Source organism: Comamonas denitrificans, from assembly GCF_042654745.1.
Classification (GTDB): Bacteria; Pseudomonadota; Gammaproteobacteria; order Burkholderiales; family Burkholderiaceae_C; genus Comamonas; species Comamonas denitrificans.
The window spans coordinates 25,159-40,576 of the sequence record NZ_JBHSEY010000021.1; the positions used below are offsets into that span (position 1 = coordinate 25,159).

General features: G+C 61.5%; 16 protein-coding genes and 1 tRNA gene. 13 read left to right on the plus strand and 4 right to left on the minus strand.

Annotation, left to right across the window (positions count from 1 at the left end; all coding sequences use genetic code 11):
• The first annotated feature begins 71 nt into the window (after nt 1-71).
• The 10 genes from ACFO24_RS05780 to bamC all read left to right on the plus strand — a co-directional run bounded on the left by ACFO24_RS05780 (nt 72) and on the right by bamC (nt 7,570).
• Nucleotides 72-977 carry a U32 family peptidase gene (locus ACFO24_RS05780; RefSeq protein WP_377737463.1) on the plus strand — a complete coding sequence of 302 codons (906 nt, stop codon included), beginning with the start codon at nt 72-74 and terminating at the stop codon, nt 975-977.
• A 25-nt stretch (nt 978-1,002) separates the two neighbouring features.
• The gene (gene ubiT, locus ACFO24_RS05785) at nt 1,003-1,530 is read left to right on the plus strand and encodes a ubiquinone anaerobic biosynthesis accessory factor UbiT (protein ID WP_377737397.1); all 528 of its coding nucleotides are present in this window, start codon (nt 1,003-1,005) and stop codon (nt 1,528-1,530) included.
• Entirely contained in the window at nt 1,527-1,991 is a 465-nt protein-coding gene (locus ACFO24_RS05790) for a putative zinc-binding protein (protein ID WP_377737400.1), read from the plus strand. The genes ubiT and ACFO24_RS05790 overlap by 4 nt, the downstream gene beginning before the upstream one ends.
• Nucleotides 1,984-2,568 carry a UbiX family flavin prenyltransferase gene (locus ACFO24_RS05795; RefSeq protein WP_377737402.1) on the plus strand — a complete coding sequence of 195 codons (585 nt, stop codon included), beginning with the start codon at nt 1,984-1,986 and terminating at the stop codon, nt 2,566-2,568. Before ACFO24_RS05790 ends, ACFO24_RS05795 begins: the two co-directional genes overlap by 8 nt.
• Nucleotides 2,569-2,619: 51 nt before the next feature.
• Nucleotides 2,620-2,898 (plus strand): type II toxin-antitoxin system RelE/ParE family toxin, encoded by a 279-nt coding sequence (locus tag ACFO24_RS05800; RefSeq protein WP_377737404.1) that lies wholly within the window; start codon nt 2,620-2,622, stop codon nt 2,896-2,898.
• A 12-nt stretch (nt 2,899-2,910) separates the two neighbouring features.
• Nucleotides 2,911-3,225, plus strand: coding sequence for a HigA family addiction module antitoxin (locus tag ACFO24_RS05805; RefSeq protein ID WP_377737406.1), 315 nt, complete (start codon nt 2,911-2,913; stop codon nt 3,223-3,225).
• A gap of 60 nt (nt 3,226-3,285) precedes the next feature.
• On the plus strand, nt 3,286-4,770 hold the full coding sequence (gene ubiD / locus ACFO24_RS05810) for a 4-hydroxy-3-polyprenylbenzoate decarboxylase (protein WP_377737408.1): 1,485 nt from the start codon (nt 3,286-3,288) through the stop codon (nt 4,768-4,770).
• An 11-nt stretch (nt 4,771-4,781) separates the two neighbouring features.
• Nucleotides 4,782-5,333 carry a class I SAM-dependent methyltransferase gene (locus tag ACFO24_RS05815; RefSeq protein ID WP_377737410.1) on the plus strand — a complete coding sequence of 184 codons (552 nt, stop codon included), beginning with the start codon at nt 4,782-4,784 and terminating at the stop codon, nt 5,331-5,333.
• Between the two features lie 140 nt (nt 5,334-5,473).
• Nucleotides 5,474-6,370 carry a 4-hydroxy-tetrahydrodipicolinate synthase gene (gene dapA, locus ACFO24_RS05820; protein ID WP_377737412.1) on the plus strand — a complete coding sequence of 299 codons (897 nt, stop codon included), beginning with the start codon at nt 5,474-5,476 and terminating at the stop codon, nt 6,368-6,370.
• An 81-nt stretch (nt 6,371-6,451) separates the two neighbouring features.
• Nucleotides 6,452-7,570, plus strand: coding sequence for an outer membrane protein assembly factor BamC (gene bamC / locus ACFO24_RS05825; RefSeq protein ID WP_377737465.1), 1,119 nt, complete (start codon nt 6,452-6,454; stop codon nt 7,568-7,570).
• Between the two features lie 170 nt (nt 7,571-7,740).
• Here the strand turns inward: bamC and ACFO24_RS05830 are convergent, their stop codons facing one another.
• A complete protein-coding gene (locus tag ACFO24_RS05830) occupies nt 7,741-8,133 on the minus strand; it encodes a hypothetical protein (RefSeq protein ID WP_377737414.1) in 393 nt (130 codons plus the stop codon).
• Between the two features lie 411 nt (nt 8,134-8,544).
• Between ACFO24_RS05830 and ACFO24_RS05835 the strand changes: the two genes are divergently transcribed.
• Both ACFO24_RS05835 and ACFO24_RS05840 read left to right on the plus strand, forming a co-directional pair.
• Nucleotides 8,545-8,919: an antitoxin Xre-like helix-turn-helix domain-containing protein gene (locus tag ACFO24_RS05835; protein ID WP_377737416.1), complete on the plus strand. Its 375-nt coding sequence runs from the start codon at nt 8,545-8,547 to the stop codon at nt 8,917-8,919.
• Nucleotides 8,920-8,972: 53 nt separating this feature from the next.
• Nucleotides 8,973-9,635 (plus strand): RES family NAD+ phosphorylase, encoded by a 663-nt coding sequence (locus tag ACFO24_RS05840; protein ID WP_377737418.1) that lies wholly within the window; start codon nt 8,973-8,975, stop codon nt 9,633-9,635.
• A gap of 216 nt (nt 9,636-9,851) precedes the next feature.
• On the opposite strand, the gene ACFO24_RS05845 is transcribed toward ACFO24_RS05840, so the two are convergent.
• The 3 genes from ACFO24_RS05845 to ACFO24_RS05855 form a co-directional block, all read right to left on the minus strand.
• Nucleotides 9,852-9,938 (minus strand) — tRNA-Leu (locus ACFO24_RS05845).
• Between the two features lie 102 nt (nt 9,939-10,040).
• The gene (locus tag ACFO24_RS05850; RefSeq protein ID WP_377737420.1) at nt 10,041-13,226 is read right to left on the minus strand and encodes an efflux RND transporter permease subunit; all 3,186 of its coding nucleotides are present in this window, start codon (nt 13,224-13,226) and stop codon (nt 10,041-10,043) included.
• Complete coding sequence (locus ACFO24_RS05855; protein WP_377737422.1) at nt 13,223-14,371, minus strand: efflux RND transporter periplasmic adaptor subunit; 1,149 nt, start codon at nt 14,369-14,371, stop codon at nt 13,223-13,225. Before ACFO24_RS05855 ends, ACFO24_RS05850 begins: the two co-directional genes overlap by 4 nt.
• Nucleotides 14,372-14,452: 81 nt before the next feature.
• Between ACFO24_RS05855 and hpnC the strand changes: the two genes are divergently transcribed.
• Complete coding sequence (hpnC, locus tag ACFO24_RS05860) at nt 14,453-15,373, plus strand: squalene synthase HpnC (protein ID WP_377737424.1); 921 nt, start codon at nt 14,453-14,455, stop codon at nt 15,371-15,373.
• Nucleotides 15,374-15,418: the final 45 nt, after the last annotated feature.

The following is a 15,418-nucleotide window of genomic DNA, read 5'->3' on the forward strand; positions in this document are numbered from 1 at the left end:
AACCATAGCTGCTTACGCTTATCCCGTAAGCGTTAAAGCCTTATTGAATACAAATTTTTGACATTGCCATGATGAAGTTATCCCTCGGCCCGGTGCAGTACTACTGGCACCGCGAAACCATTTTTGAGTTCTACCAAGCCATGGCCGAAACCCCGGTGGACATCGTGTACCTGGGCGAAGTGGTCTGCTCACGCCGCCGCGAACTGCGCCACAGCGATTGGCTGGACATTGCCCACATGCTGCGCGATGCCGGCAAAGAGGTGGTGCTGTCCACCATGGTGCTGCTGGAATCGACCAGCGACGTGGCCGACATGCACAAAATCGTGCGTGAAACCGAGTTTTTGATCGAAGCGGGCGACATGGGCGCGGTGCACAACCTGGCGCTCCAGCGCCCCTTTGTCGCCGGAGCGCAGCTCAACCTGTTCAACCCCGATGCCCTGGCCTGGATGGCCAGCCTGGGGGCCACGCGCTGGGTGATGCCGCTGGAGATGCGCGCCAGCGACCTGGCCGTATTGCAAGAAAGCCGCCCGGCCGGGCTGCAAACCGAGGTGTTTGCCTATGGCCGCATGCCGCTGGCCTTCTCGGCCCGCTGCTTTACCGCCCGCCACTACAACCTGCCCAAGGACGACTGCGGCTTTCGCTGCATCGAACACGCCGACGGCCAACTGCTCAAAAGCCGCGAGGGCGAGGCCTTCCTCACCTTGAACGGCATCCAAACCCAGTCAGCCAAAGTCCACAACCTGATTGCCGACGTGCCGCAACTGGCCAGCCTGGGCGTGGACATCTTGCGCATCTCGCCCCAAGGGCTGCACACGGCCGATATCGTGGCCGCCTTTGATGCCGCCCGCAAAACCAACACCCCGCAGGCCAATGCGGTCGCCGCCCTGCGCCCCTTGATGCCTGCCGATGCCTGCAATGGCTACTGGCATGGCCGCCCCGGCATGGAGCTGGTCGAATCCGCCCTGACCGCCGCCTGAACCTCTGCACCCCCAAGGACTTGCCATGACTGCCACCCCGCCCGCCCCCTTTACCCTGCCCGCCCCGGTGGGCGCTGTGCTGGCCCGCCTGCCGGCCTACCCCGGCTCGCTGCTACTGGTCACCGCCATCAACCTGGCCCTGGCCAAGCAGTTACCGGACGATGTAAAGGCCCTCCTGCACGGCAAGCGCATCAGCATCCGCGTGCGCGATGCGCGGCTGGGCTTTGATTTCACCTGGAACGGCCAGCGCTTTGCCCCCAGCCAGCCCTACGCCGAGGCCGACCTGACCATTAGCGCCAACGCGCAAGACTTTTTGCTGCTGGCCCAGCGCCGCCAAGACCCGGACACCCTGTTCTTCAACCGCCGCCTGGTCATGGAGGGCGACACCGAGCTGGGCCTGGTGGTGAAAAACGCCCTGGATGCACTGGAGCTGCCCGTGCTTGACCCCAGCCACTGGAGCCCGCGTGCCGTGCTGCAGCGCAAAGCCCCCCATCTGGCCCGGCAACTGCCTGCCCTGCCATCTTTGAGCACCTTGTTCGGAAACCGCCCATGACCGACACCGCCCCCTCTGCCGATACCACCGGTGCAACCGCTGCCACCGATCCCACCGATCCCACCAGCGCTGCCTTGCCGCTGGTCTATTCCTGCTCCGGCTGCTCCAGCGCCGCGCAGCTGGCCAACCACGTTGCCGTGCGCATGGACCGCACCGGCATGGCCGAAATGTCCTGCATCGCCGGTGTCGGGGGCGACGTGCCCAAGCTGGTGAAGCTGGCCACCTCGGGCCGCCCCATCCTCGCGCTGGATGGCTGCCCACTAGAATGCGTGCGCAACAGCCTGCAGCGCCACGCCATCACCCCCACACGCCACTACCAGCTGCACAAATACGGCGTGAAAAAGCGCAACCACCAAGACTTTGACCCCGAACAGGCCGCTGCCGTGCTGGAGCACATCCAGACCGACCTGCACGCCCATCCCCTGCCTGAGCAGCCCCCGCTGGCCACCGCCCATGTCTGAACCGCGCCAACGCATCATCGTCGGCATTTCCGGGGCCAGCGGCGCCATCTACGGCGTGCGCCTGCTGCAGGCACTGCGCACACTGCCAGGCATAGAAACCCACGCCGTCATCTCTGACGCAGGCTGGCTCAACATCACCCACGAACTGGGCCTAGAGCGCACGCACGCACCCGCCCTGGCCGACGTGGTGCACAGCATCGACCACATCGGTGCCAGCATCGCCAGCGGCTCGTTTCGCGCCAGTGGCATGGTGGTGGCCCCCTGCTCCATGCGCACGCTGGCAGCCATCGCCCACGGCCTGGCCGACAACCTGCTCACCCGCGCGGCCGACGTAATGCTCAAAGAGCGCCGCCGCCTGATCCTGCTGGCGCGCGAAACCCCGCTGCACCTGGTGCACCTGCGCAACATGACCACCGTGACGGAAATGGGCGCCATCGTCTGCCCGCCGGTGCCCGCCTTCTACCAAAAGCCGCAAACGGTGGATGACATCGTGCAGCACAGCATTGCCCGCGTGCTCGACCTGCTGGGGCTGGAGCAAACGCTGGCTGCGCCGTGGATGGGGTTGCATCCGGGGTAGCAGGTATTAAAATTCTGCAATACAGAATCTTTATTACGGAACAAAACCCGCATGATCCGCTCATTTTCCTGCGCAGATACCGAGGCGCTTTTTCACAGCCGAGCGACTCCTGCATTCAGGAATATCGAGCGCGTGGCCCGGCGCAAACTGCTGCAGCTGCACGCAGCCACCGAGTTGGCCAGCCTGCGCATCCCACCAGGCAACCAGCTTGAAGCTTTAAAAGGTGATCGCCGTGGGCAGCACAGCATCCGCATCAACGACCAGTGGCGCATCTGTTTTGTCTGGCACGACGATGGCCCTTATCGGGTTGAAATTGTGGACTACCACTAAGAGGAGCCTCCCATGACCGAACTACTCGACGAAATCCACCCCGGTGAAATCCTGCTGGAGGACTTCATGAAGCCGCTGGGCATCACCGCCCGCCTGCTGGCCACGGATATTGACGTGCCGCCCAGCCGCATCAGTGAACTGGTTCACGGCAAACGCCCCATCACCGCGGATACCGCTTTGCGGCTAGGCCTGTTCTTTGGCATGGAGCCACGCTTTTGGATGAACCTACAAACCGAATACGACATGCGTGTAGCCACCCGCACCTTGGCCGACAAAATCGCTCCCAGAGTACGGGCCTTTCACCCCCCGACTGCGGCTGCTTCATAGATTCAAATACATAGCTACTTGCGCTTATCCCATAAGCGATAAAACCACTTTTTATTCACAATGCACTACCGCGACCTGCGTGACTTCATCGCGCAACTGCAAAGCCAGGGCGAGCTGCGCCGCATCAGCGCCCCGGTTTCGCCCCACCTGGAAATGACCGCCCTGGCCGACCGCGTGCTGCGCTCGAGCGGTCCGGCGCTGTTGTTTGAAAACCCCACCGGCCACACCATGCCCGTGCTGGCCAATTTGTTTGGCACGCCGCAGCGCGTGGCCCGCGCCCTGGGCGTGGCGGGCTTGCCAGAGATCCGCGCCTTTGGCGAAGTGCTGGCCGCGCTGAAAGAGCCCGAGCCGCCGCGCGGCATGAAAGACCTGTGGGGCCGGCGCGACCTGATCAAAACCCTGTGGAGCATGGCCCCCAGCAGCGTGCGCCGCCCGCCCTGCCAGGAGGTGGTGTGGACCGGTGCAGAGGTCGATTTAACGCGGCTGCCCATCCAGCACTGCTGGCCCGGCGACGTGGCCCCGCTGATCACTTGGGGGCTGACCATCACCCGCGGGCCGCATAAAAAGCGGCAAAACCTGGGCATCTACCGCCAACAGGTGATTGGCCACAACCAGCTCATCATGCGCTGGCTGGCGCACCGGGGCGGAGCGCTGGACTTTGCCGAACACGCCAAGCAGCACCCCGGCCAGCCCTACCCCGTGGCGGTGGCCATCGGGGCCGATCCGGCCACCATTCTGGGCGCGGTCACGCCCGTGCCCGATACGCTGTCGGAGTACCAGTTTGCTGGCCTGCTGCGCGGTGCCCGCACCGAAGTGGCCGATGCCATGACCGTGCCGCTGCAAGTGCCCGCCAGCGCCGAAATCGTGCTGGAAGGCCACATCCACCCTGACCCCAGCCACAAAAGCGGCTACCAGCACGCGCTGGAAGGCCCGTATGGCGACCACACCGGCTACTACAACGAGTGCGCCGAGTTTCCCGTCTTCACCGTCGAGCGCATCACCCAGCGCAGCGATGCCATTTACCACAGCACCTACACCGGCAAGCCGCCGGACGAACCGGCCATGCTCGGGCTGGCGCTCAACGAGTTGTTTGTGCCGCTGTTGCAGCGTGCCTTCCCGGAGATCATTGATTTTTACCTGCCCCCCGAAGCCTGCAGCTACCGCATGGCCGTAGTCAGTATCAAAAAGGCCTACGCGGGCCACGCGCGGCGCGTAATGATGGGGGTGTGGAGCCACCTGCGCCAGTTTCTCTACACCAAGTTCGTCGTCGTGGTCGATGAGGACATCGACGTGCGCTCCTGGCCCGAGGTCATCTGGGCCATGACCACGCGCATGGACCCCGTGCGCGACACCATGCTGCTGGAAAACACACCGATTGATTACCTGGACTTTGCCTCGCCCGTGAGCGGCCTGGGCGGCAAGATGGGACTGGACGCCACGAACAAATGGCCGGGCGAAACCCAGCGTGAATGGGGCCGCACCATGGCCATGGATGCCCAGGTGGCGCAAAAAATGGCCGCGCTGGCCGAGCAACTGGGGCTATAAACTCTTGCCCCATGCTCTCTCCCCCACCCCCCTCTGATTGGATACTGCGCTGGCAACATCTGCTGGACCCACACTGCACAGTGCTGGACTTGGCGTGTGGAGCCGGTCGCCATCTGCGCCATTTTGCGCAGCGGGGGCACCGGGTCACCGGGGTCGATCGCAACGCCGAGGCCCTGGCCCCGCTGGCCCACCTGGGCGAAGTGCTGCCCGCCGATTTGGAAAACGGCCCCTGGCCTTTGGCGCAGCGCCAGTTTGCTGCCGTCATCGTGACCAACTACCTCTGGCGGCCGCGCTGGCCCCAATTGCGTGACTGCCTGGCCCCAGGTGGGGTGCTGCTGTACGAAACCTTTGCCCATGGCCACGCCGCCTATGGACACCCCAGGCGGGCAGAATTTTTATTGCAGCCGGGGGAGTTGCTCAGCCTGTGTGCTGGCTGGCACATCGTGGCGTACGAGCATGGTGTGCTGACCAGCCCAGGTTCTGCACAGGTGGTACAGCGCATTGCCGCCGTGCGTCCCGCATCCGATGCAGCGGACACCCTACGGCCACTGCAAGCCGAATAACGATTTGACCAATTATTTCGTCAGATTAATCATTGTTTTGCCATGAATGGCAAAAATCGACGAAAAAATACCCCCATTCAGATCACTAAAATGGCGGTTTTCTTCTCCCCTCGGCTTTTTTTAGAATCGCAGAAATTTTTATGAGCACTCCCACCGTCGGCCTGCAAGGCAGCATCGTCGCCCTGATTACCCCCATGCTTGAAGACGGCAGCGTCGATTACCCCGCCCTGCGCAAGCTCATCGACTGGCACATTGCCGAAGGCACCGATTGCATTGGCGTGGTGGGCACCACCGGCGAATCGCCCACCGTGAACGTAGAAGAACATTGCGAAATCATTCGCGTGGCCGTCGAGCAAGCCGCCGGGCGCGTGCCCATCATGGCCGGTTGCGGTGGCAACAGCACGCGCGAAGCCATTGCCCTGGCACAGTACGCCAAGCAAGTGGGGGCCGACAGCCAGCTGCAGGTGGTGCCCTACTACAACAAGCCCACCCAAGAAGGCATCTACCAGCACTACAAAGCCATTGCCGAGGCCGTAGGCGACCTGCCCATCGTGCTGTACAACGTGCCCGGGCGCACCGTCGCCGATATGCAGCCCGAAACCGTGCTGCGCCTGGCACAGATCGACAGCATCATTGGCGTGAAAGAAGCCACCGGCAACATTGAGCGCGCCCAGTGGCTGATTCGTGAAGTGCCCGCCGGCTTTGGCGTGTACTCGGGCGACGATCCCACCGCCGTGGCCCTGATGCTGTGCGGCGGCCACGGCAATATCTCCGTGACGGCCAACGTGGCCCCCCGCCTGATGAGCCAGCTGTGCAAAGCCGCCATCGCCGGTGACCGCGACACCGCGATGGCCATTCAGCGCCGCCTGCTGCCCGTACACCGCAGCCTGTTTGTCGAATCCAACCCCATCCCCGTGAAATGGGCCGTGGCCCGCCTGGGCCACTGCGGTGCCACCATGCGCCTGCCGCTGACCCCGTTCACGGCGCAAAATCATGCGGTGGTGGAATCGGCTTTGCAAGGTGCTGGCTTGCTCTAAACTCGCGGTTTGCCATTTTTTAGTAAACGTGGCTGCCCATTGAAATCCCCTAGGACCTTACCCAAGGAAACTCGCGTGAAAGTGCAACACCCCCTTGCCCGTGCTGGCGTAATTGGCTTGGCGCTTGCCGTGTCGGCCTGCTCCGTCATTCAAGAAGACAAGATCGACTACAAAAGCGCTCAAAAAGCCAGCACCCTGGAAGTGCCGCCGGATTTGACCCAGCTGTCCAAAGACACGCGCTACACCACCACGCAAGACAAGTCGGTATCGGCCCTGGCGCTGCAAGCCGGACAAGCGCAGGTGCCCACGGTTGAGCGCTCGGCCCCCTTGCAAGTGGGTGATGTGCAAATTCTGCGTGAAGGCGACAAGCGCTGGCTGCTGGTGAATCGCCCCGTCGAGCAACTGTGGGAGCCCACCCGCGAGTTCTGGATTGACCATGGCTTTAACCTCGAACAGGAAAAGCCCGACCTGGGCATCCTGGAAACCGACTGGGCAGAAAACCGCGCCAAGCTGCCCCAGGACGTGATCCGCAAAACCCTGGGCAAGGTGTTCGACTCGTTGTACTCGACCAGCGAGCGCGATAAATTTCGCACCCGCTTAGAGCGCCGCGCCGACGGTAAGACCGAAATCTTCATCACCCACCGGGGCATGGAAGAGGTGTACAGCTCCAGCCAGAAAGACTCCACCGTCTGGCAACCGCGCGGTGCCGACCCGGAGCTGGAAACCGAATTTCTGCGCCGCCTGATGATCAAACTGGGCACCAGCGAAGAGCAATCCAAAGCCTTGATTGCTTCGGCCGCAGCCCAAGGTGGCAACACAACCAGCAGCGTCAAAATCATCACCGTCGCAGATGCCCCGGCCCTGGCGATGCAAGAGCCATTTGACCGCGCTTGGCGCATTGTGGGCGTGGCCCTGGATCGCACTGGCTTCACCGTGGAAGACCGCGACCGCAGCAAAGGGCTGTACTACGTGCGCTATGTGCAAGCCAACAAGGCCGAAACCACCAAGGAAAAACAAGGCTGGTTTGCCCGCAAGTTCAGCAGCAAGAAGCAAGCCGAAAACACCCCCCACCAATACCAAATTGCCGTGCGCAGCGAAGGCGCAAGCAGCCAAGTGCTGGTCTTGAATGCCCAGGGTCAGCCCGAAACCACTAAAGCGGCACAAAACATTGTGCGGGTGCTGGCCGAAGACCTGAAGTAGTCCTCCAACCAACGGCGGCCACCACCGCTGGTGCCATCCCCAAACCAAAACCAAAGCAAAACCGCTGCCTGGGCAGCGGTTTTTTTATTGGCCAGCGCCCAACACGCTGCCGGGCCGCAGCAATAAAAAAGCCTGCTTAAGCAAGCAGGCTTTTTTGTGGTGAGCGCGAATTACTTGGCGGCTTCGGTAGCGGCTTTGGCAGCAGTATCAGCAGCTTCTTTGGCAGCATCTGCAGCCTTGTCCAGGGCTTCTTTGGCAGCGTCAGCAGCAGCTTCTACTTTTTCGCCAGCCTCAGCAGCGGTGTCTTTGGCAGCATCGGCGGCATCCGTAGCAGCGGCTTGCGCTTTGTCGCCAGCTTCTTCAACAGCGGCAGTGGCAGCGGTTGCGGCCTGGCCAGCAGCTTCTTTGGCGGCATCAGTGGCTTCAACAGCAGCGTCTTTGGCAGCTTCAACGGCTTGCTCAACCGCAGGTGCGGGAGCAGGGGCAGCAGCTTCTTCTTTTTGACCGCAAGCGGTCAGGGCGAAAGCGGCAAGCAAGGAGGCCAGCAGGACGGATTTTTTCATGAAAAACACCTCTCAAAGGGATTGTTGTCAATAGAGCAAAACGCTAGTTCAGTGAGAAACCGGGTGCTACTGTAGCTGAATTTGATTTAACACAACCGAACCTATCGCCATTAACGAGGCACTTGCCCATTCGGTTTACCCAAATTTAAAAATATTTTGCGTTTTGCCTGCTGCGCAGCACCAGCCTGTGCAGCGGGTGCAAAGAACCGAAGACTGGTACCTCATACCACTTGCCATCAATCGACCGCCAATGGCTGTCCGTAGTGCTATGGCTTTGACATGCAGCTTTACCCCAATCAAATGAAAGTAAATTAGAAAATAATTTCAAAAAATACTTTGTTAAGTATGATCTACACCAACAATGGATTGCGACCCTTCGCAATCGCATCCCTAGCTAGTAGGAGAGAGCACATGCAAGCCATTCAACGACCAACACTCGACCGTGCAGTCGTCCTGACGAAGGCCACCTTGAGTGCTGCCGAGCAACTGGGTTTGAACAATGCAGATTTGGCGGCTGTGATTGGCGTGAGCGAGCCAACCATATCGCGCATCAAAAACAGCAACCGAACTATTGCACCCGATTCCAAGGAAGGTGAACTGGCGCTGCTGCTGATCCGCGTTTTCCGCTCGCTCGATCCGCTAATCGGTGGCGATGAAGGCAAGCGAAAGATTTGGATGAACAGCTACAACAAAGCGCTGGTAGGTCAGCCCAATCAGTTGATCTGCAAGGCCGACGGTTTGGTGCGTACCCTGTCGTATTTAGATGGAATGCGTGCAGCATCATGAGGTCAGAAAGCTGGAACCCCAATTGGCTTGAGACGCACTGCATTGAGCTGAGCATGGATGGCGCGTGGCGCGGGGTAGAAACCCAGTACATCGCTGCCTCCATGAAACTGGTTGATACGCTGGAAGAGCAAGATGTGTTGGAGCAATTGCTGGAGGAAAGCAAGCCACCGATACCTCCAACACAGGTCAGCAAGCACTATTTGCTTTTAAGTCCTTTTCGCTACTTTCCACACCATAGCTCACGCTTTCGCCCAGGCCAGCAAAGTGGGCTGTGGTACGGATCATCAACCTTGGAGGGGGCCTGTTCTGAAATCGCCTACTGGCGCATGCGCTTCATTTTGGACAGTGTTGGCTTGTCCGGAGATGGCGCAGTCGTTACCGAGCACACGTTTTACCAAGCCACAGTACAAGGCAAAGCCATCAATTTGATGGAGGCACCCTGGGTCGATTTTGCGCATATTTGGAAGCATCCGTCAGACTACAGCGCAACCCACAAGCTCGCTGAAGCAGCCGTAAAAACAGGCGTACAGTGGATCCAGTACGAGTCTGTTCGTGCGCCATCCTGCCCGCTGGCTGCAGTCCTCACGCCTGATGCTTTGCATGCAAGCAATGCAGAGATTGATCAATCTAAGCAGGAGTGGATTTGCAAGGCAACGCGCGATGCTGTGCTAATGCGCAGCAAAGACGGAAAACGCCAGTTCGAGTGGCACGAGTAGCTATAGCCGGTCAAGGCTGTGGCCCGCAGGTCGTGAAAGCGCAAGCCCTCGATCATGGAGCGGTCACGCAGCAGAGCAGTTTACGCAGATGCTTCCCAAATTCCCGCTGGAACGGGTCGGGAAAAGCCGTAAAAACGAGGATAAAACCGGAAACCTGATCAAAACAAAAGGGCTTACAGATTTCTCTATAAGCCCTTGAATTTAGTAATAATTTTATGGTGCGCGGGGGGGGACTCGAACCCCCACACCATTGCTGGCGTCAGGACCTAAACCTGGTGCGTCTACCAATTTCGCCACCCGCGCTTGGGCAGAATAAAAGCGGGCACAAGAACCCGCCTTTATCAGCTGCTAAGCCAACTATTGTAGTGGCGAAATACAAACCACCGGGGCTTAGTCCGCTCTTTTTTACTCCCCTGCGGCCGGTTGTGGGCGTTGAACACGAAACCAGGCTGCGTACATGGCCGGCAACGTCAAGAGCGTGAGCACCGTTGCCAACATCAACCCGCCCATGATCGCCACGGCCATCGGCCCCCAAAACACGCTGCGCGACAAGGGCACCATTGCCAGCACCGCCGCCGCTGCCGTCAAGGCAATGGGGCGCAGGCGACGCACGGCGGCTTCGACAATCGCATCCCAGGCAGGCACGCCCCGGGCGCGATCGGTTTCGATCTGGTCGATCAGGATCACCGAGTTGCGCTGAATCATGCCCATCAGCGCCACCACCCCCAGCAGGGCGACAAAGCCAAACGGCCGATCAAGCACCAACAGCGCCGCCGCCACCCCGGCAATGCCCAGCGGGCCGGTGAGAAACACCAGCACCGCCCGGCTAAAGCTGTGCAGCTGCAGCATGAGCAAGGTAAAAACGAAAAACAGCATCACCGGCAGGCCCGCCGCAATGGCGCTGGCCCCTTTGGCGCTTTCTTCCACGGCCCCGGCCACTTCGATGCGGTAGCCCTGCAGGCCTTGTTCCTGCCAGCTGTGCTCCAGCGCCCGCAATTGCGGCAGCAACGCCTTGGTCACCGTCGCGCCCTGAATGCCCGCACGCACATCGCCCTGCACGGTAATGGCGTACTCACGCCCTTGGCGCCACAGCACCCCCGGCTCCCAGGCCAGCTGCGGCTGGGCAATTTGCGTGAGTGGGATGGCCTGGCCGCTGGCCGTGGGCACATAGGCTTGCTCCACAGCACCGATCTGGTTGCCCTCCTGGCGGGGTTGGCGCAGCACGATGTCGATGAGTTTGTCTCCCTCACGGTACTGGCCCACCGTGGTGCCACTGAACAAAATTTTGCTGGCCTGGGCAATCGACTGGCTGCTGACCCCCAACGCCCGGGCTTTGGTTTGATCGATCTCTAACTGCACAGCTTTGACGGCCTCGTTCCAGTTGTCGTTCACGCCACGCATATCGGGGTGGGCACGCAGCGCTTGCTTGACGGTATCGCCCAGAGTGCGCAGCTGCTGCGGATCGGGCCCCAGCACCCGAAACTGCACCGGGTAGGGCACGGGTGGGCCATTGGAAAGCAGCTTTACCCGCGCCCGCACTTGCGGAAATTTTTCCGCCAGCAAGGGCGGCAATTGCTCTTGCAAGGCTTTGCGCTGCGCAATCCCATCGGTCAGCAAAATAAATTGCGAAACATTGGGCTGGGGAAAGACTTGGTCCAGCGGCAAGTAAAACCGGGGCACGCCCGAACCTACCCAGGCCGTCACACTTTGCACCCCGGCCAGGGTGCGGAAAACGCCTTCCATGTCTTGGACCACCGCTTCATTGGCCGCCAGGGCCGTGCCCTCGGGGAACCAGACATCGACCATGATTTCCGGGCGGCTGGAGTCGGGAAAGAACTGCTGCTGCACCCGCGTCATGCCCAGCAAGCCCAGGGCAAAAATCAGCACCGTGGCACCAATGGTCAGCCAGCGGTGTTCCACACAGGCATACACCCAGCGGCGAAAGCGGTTGTAGAAGGGGGTATCAAAAACCTCATGCGGATTGGGCGCAAACCCTTCACCCACTTGCCGAACACGCTCTTTTAAAAAGAGCATCCCCAGGTAGGGCACAAAGTACACCGAGGCCAGCCAGCTGAGCACCAAGGCAATCACCGTCACCGCAAAAATGGCAAAGGTGTATTCCCCCGTCATGGACTTGGCCATGCCAATGGGCAAAAAGCCGGCCGCCGTGATCAAGGTGCCGGTCAGCATCGGAATGGCGGTGATCTCATAGGCAAACGTGGCCGAGCGCAGCTTGTCGTGCCCTTCTTCCATTTTGCGCACCATCATTTCCACCGCGATGATGGCATCGTCCACCAACAGCCCCAGGGCGATGATGAGCGAGCCCAGCGACACTTTGTGCAAGCCAATGTCCCAATACCACATGGCCAAGAAAGTGGCCGCCAGCACCAGGGGAATCGTCACCCCCACCACCAGCCCTGGGCGCGGATCAATCGTCCAGCGCCGCCACCACACCGGTGCATCCTTGCGGGTGTGCAAGCCCAGGCTGACAAAGCTGACCGCCAGCACCACCACCACGGCCTCGATCAGCACCTGAATAAACTCATTGACCGAGCTGGCCACCGCCTGCGGCTGGTCTTGCACGTTTTTCAGCGTCACCCCCGCAGGCAGTTGCGTGGCAATCGACTGGGTTGCCTGGCGCAAGGCTTTGCCCAGGGCGATGATGTCGCCGCCCTTGGTCATCGCCACCCCCAGCGCCACCACCTGCTCGCCGTCAAAGCGCACCTTGACGCTGGCCGGATCGCTGTAGCCCCGGGTAATTTGCGCAATATCGCCCAGCCGCAATTGCCGCCCTGGGGTGGTCGCGGTGGCAGGGCCACGCAGCGGCAGGGCGCGCAAATCCTCCACCGCATCGAACTGCCCGCCCACGCGCAGCTGCACCTGCTCCAGGTCGGTGGTAATCACCCCGGCGCTTTCCACCGCGTTTTGTTGATTGAGCTGGCCAATCACCTGCTGCATGTCCAGGCCCAGGGTGGCCAGGCGTTTTTGTGAGATTTCGATGTACAGCTTTTCATCCTGCACGCCAAACAGCTCGACCTTGGCCACGTCTTTTACCCGCAGCAGCTGCTGGCGCACCCCATCGGCCAAGTCTTTGAGCTCTGCCGGCGTAAAGCCGGCACCGCTCAAGGCGTAAATCACGCCATACACATCGCCAAATTCGTCGTTAAAAAATGGCCCCAACGTGCCTTGGGGCAAGGTGTGGCGGATATCGCCAATTTTTTTGCGCACCGTGTACCACAGCTGTGGCACATCGCCAGGGCGCGAGGTGTCGCGCAGCTGAAAAATAATTTGCGACTCGCCTGGTTTGGAGTAGCTGCTGATCTTGTCGGCCGAGGGCACCTCCTGCAGCACCCGCTCGATCTTGTCGGTGACCTGCTCGGCCACCTGCTGGGCGGTGGCCCCGGGCCAATACGTGCGCACCACCATGGCGCGAAAGGTAAACGGCGGGTCTTCATCCTGGCCCAGCTGGAAATACGCCAGCCCCCCCAGCAGCAAAATGACCACCATTAAATAGCGCGTCAGCGCCATGTGCTCCAGCGCCCAGCGCGAAATGTTAAAGCCCTTGCGCGGATTTTCGGGTGGCGTGCTCATGGTTGCGCCCCCACGGCCCCGTGGCTTTGGCCTTGGTACACCAGCACTTTTTGCCCCTCGGTCAGCACATGGGTGCCTGCGGCCACCACCTGCTGCCCAGCCTGCAGGCCAGAGCGCACCACCAAGGCATTGCCCTGCACCCCCCCCAACTGCACGGTTTGCGCCCGCACGGTAGAAGTGGGCGCATCAAACACCCACACCGCCGCGCCGCCCTGGGCCTGCTGCCAAACGGCACTGCTGGGCAAGGTCAGCACCTCAGCGGGTGCGGCGCTGGGCGCAGTGGCGGCCATGCTGGTGCCGCCCGGCACCACCACCTGCACGGTGCTGCCCAGTGCCAGGGCCTGGCCCCCCACGGCAGGGGGCAGCGCCACTTTCACCAAAAAAGTGCGCGTCACGGGGTCGGCACTGGCGGCCACCTCGCGCACCTGGCCTGCCAACGCGGCACCGTCTCCCCATGGCTGCACCTGCACGGTCTGGCCCACGGTCAGTTGCGCCTGAAACCCTTCCGGCACCGCAAACACTGCATCGCGCGGGCCGTCGAGTGCCACCGTCAGCACCGGCGCACCCGCGGCCACCACCTGCCCCGGTTCGGCATGCACGCCAGTCACCACCCCTGCGGCATCGCTGCGCAATTGGGTGTAGTGGTTTTGGTTGCCTTGCACAGTCGCTTGGGCTTTGGCCTGCTGCAACTGGGCCTGGGCCGCCTCCAGCTGGGCGCGGCGGCGGTCCAGCTCTACGGGGCTGATAAAGCCCTGCGCCTGCAGGGCCGAAAAACGCTGCCAATCGGCCTGGGCCAAATCGCGCTGGGTTTGCGCCGCTTGCACCTGTGCCTGGGCCGCTTGCGCACCCAGGGCGTAATCTTGGGCATCAAGCTGGGCCAGCAGCTGGCCTGCCGTCACCGCTTGCCCCAATTGGGCCGGGCGCTGCAGCAGCTTACCGGCGACACGAAACCCCAAACAGGCCTCGGTTTGGGCGCGCACCTCAGCGGCAAAACTGCGCGATGCTTGTGCCGCATGGGCTTGCACTTGCAGCAGCTTGACCGCCCGGATCGGCTCTGGGGGCACGGCTTGGCGCGAGCACGCCGCCAGCACCAAGCCCAGGCCCAACCCAACAATCCCAGGTCGCAGGGATGATAAAAATTTCATAGCAACTCGCTTACGGCATATTTCGAAAATGGCGCGGCAATCTAGGGGGCGACCCAGGCTTTGTCAAGCGACAATGCGACAGTGAATACGCCCCTGCCTCCTCCCCATGTGCATGATCGTGCACAAAGTGTGACCGACACGCCCGCCCTGGCCGCATCGCACCGCACCCATTACGAGAATTTTCCCGTTGCCTCGTGGCTGTGCCCCGCGCACCTGCGCCCGCCGATTGCGGCAATTTATGCCTTTGCCCGCACCGCCGATGATTTGGCCGATGAGGGCGCTGCCCTGCCGGCCCAGCGCCTGGCCGATCTGAGCGCCTACCGCCACGACCTGCACGCCTGCGCCCAGGGCCACGCCACCAGCGCGCGCTGGAGCGCTGTGTTCACCCCGCTGCAGCACGCCATTGCCCGCCACCAGCTGCCGGTGCCGCTGCTCGATGATTTGCTCAGTGCCTTCATCCAGGACATTGAAAAAACCGCCAGCGCCGCCGGTTATGCCGACCGCGCCGAGTTGCTGGACTACTGCCGCCGCTCGGCCAACCCCGTGGGGCGCTTGCTGCTGCACCTGTACGGCATCACCGACGCGCAAGCGCTGCAGCGCAGCGATGCCATTTGCACCGCGCTGCAACTGATCAACTTTTGGCAAGACCTGAGTGAAGACCTGCCCCGGGGCCGCTTTTACCTGACCGAGGCCGATTGCCAGCGCTTTGGCATCACCCGCCAAGATCTGCAGGCCGCCCAAGTCACCCCGGCCATGCACCAACTGCTGGCCGACAGCAGCGCCTGGGCCGCCGCCCTGATGCACGCCGGGCAAGATTTGGTACACCAGCTGCCCGGGCGCATTGGCTGGGAGCTGCGCCTGGTGGTGCAAGGCGGCTGGGCGATTTTGCGCAAAGTGCAGGCCCAGCACGGGGGCAATCTGCACACCCGGCTGCAGCTAAAAAAGGGGGATTGGCCCGGCATCCTCTGGCGGGCGCTGAGGATGCGAGCAGATCAAAAATAATAGCTACTTCCGCTTTTATTTAATCATTTAAATGGTACTTTTATC

Coding starts and splice junctions, on each gene's coding strand:
- ACFO24_RS05780 (WP_377737463.1), top strand. CDS start 72: ATGAAGTTATCCCTCGGCCCGGTGCAGTACTACTGGCACCGCGAAACC.
- ubiT (WP_377737397.1), top strand. CDS start 1,003: ATGACTGCCACCCCGCCCGCCCCCTTTACCCTGCCCGCCCCGGTGGGC.
- ACFO24_RS05790 (WP_377737400.1), top strand. CDS start 1,527: ATGACCGACACCGCCCCCTCTGCCGATACCACCGGTGCAACCGCTGCC.
- ACFO24_RS05795 (WP_377737402.1), top strand. CDS start 1,984: ATGTCTGAACCGCGCCAACGCATCATCGTCGGCATTTCCGGGGCCAGC.
- ACFO24_RS05800 (WP_377737404.1), top strand. CDS start 2,620: ATGATCCGCTCATTTTCCTGCGCAGATACCGAGGCGCTTTTTCACAGC.
- ACFO24_RS05805 (WP_377737406.1), top strand. CDS start 2,911: ATGACCGAACTACTCGACGAAATCCACCCCGGTGAAATCCTGCTGGAG.
- ubiD (WP_377737408.1), top strand. CDS start 3,286: ATGCACTACCGCGACCTGCGTGACTTCATCGCGCAACTGCAAAGCCAG.
- ACFO24_RS05815 (WP_377737410.1), top strand. CDS start 4,782: ATGCTCTCTCCCCCACCCCCCTCTGATTGGATACTGCGCTGGCAACAT.
- dapA (WP_377737412.1), top strand. CDS start 5,474: ATGAGCACTCCCACCGTCGGCCTGCAAGGCAGCATCGTCGCCCTGATT.
- ACFO24_RS05830 (WP_377737414.1), bottom strand. CDS start 8,133: ATGAAAAAATCCGTCCTGCTGGCCTCCTTGCTTGCCGCTTTCGCCCTG.
- ACFO24_RS05835 (WP_377737416.1), top strand. CDS start 8,545: ATGCAAGCCATTCAACGACCAACACTCGACCGTGCAGTCGTCCTGACG.
- ACFO24_RS05840 (WP_377737418.1), top strand. CDS start 8,973: ATGGATGGCGCGTGGCGCGGGGTAGAAACCCAGTACATCGCTGCCTCC.
- ACFO24_RS05850 (WP_377737420.1), bottom strand. CDS start 13,226: ATGAGCACGCCACCCGAAAATCCGCGCAAGGGCTTTAACATTTCGCGC.
- ACFO24_RS05855 (WP_377737422.1), bottom strand. CDS start 14,371: ATGAAATTTTTATCATCCCTGCGACCTGGGATTGTTGGGTTGGGCCTG.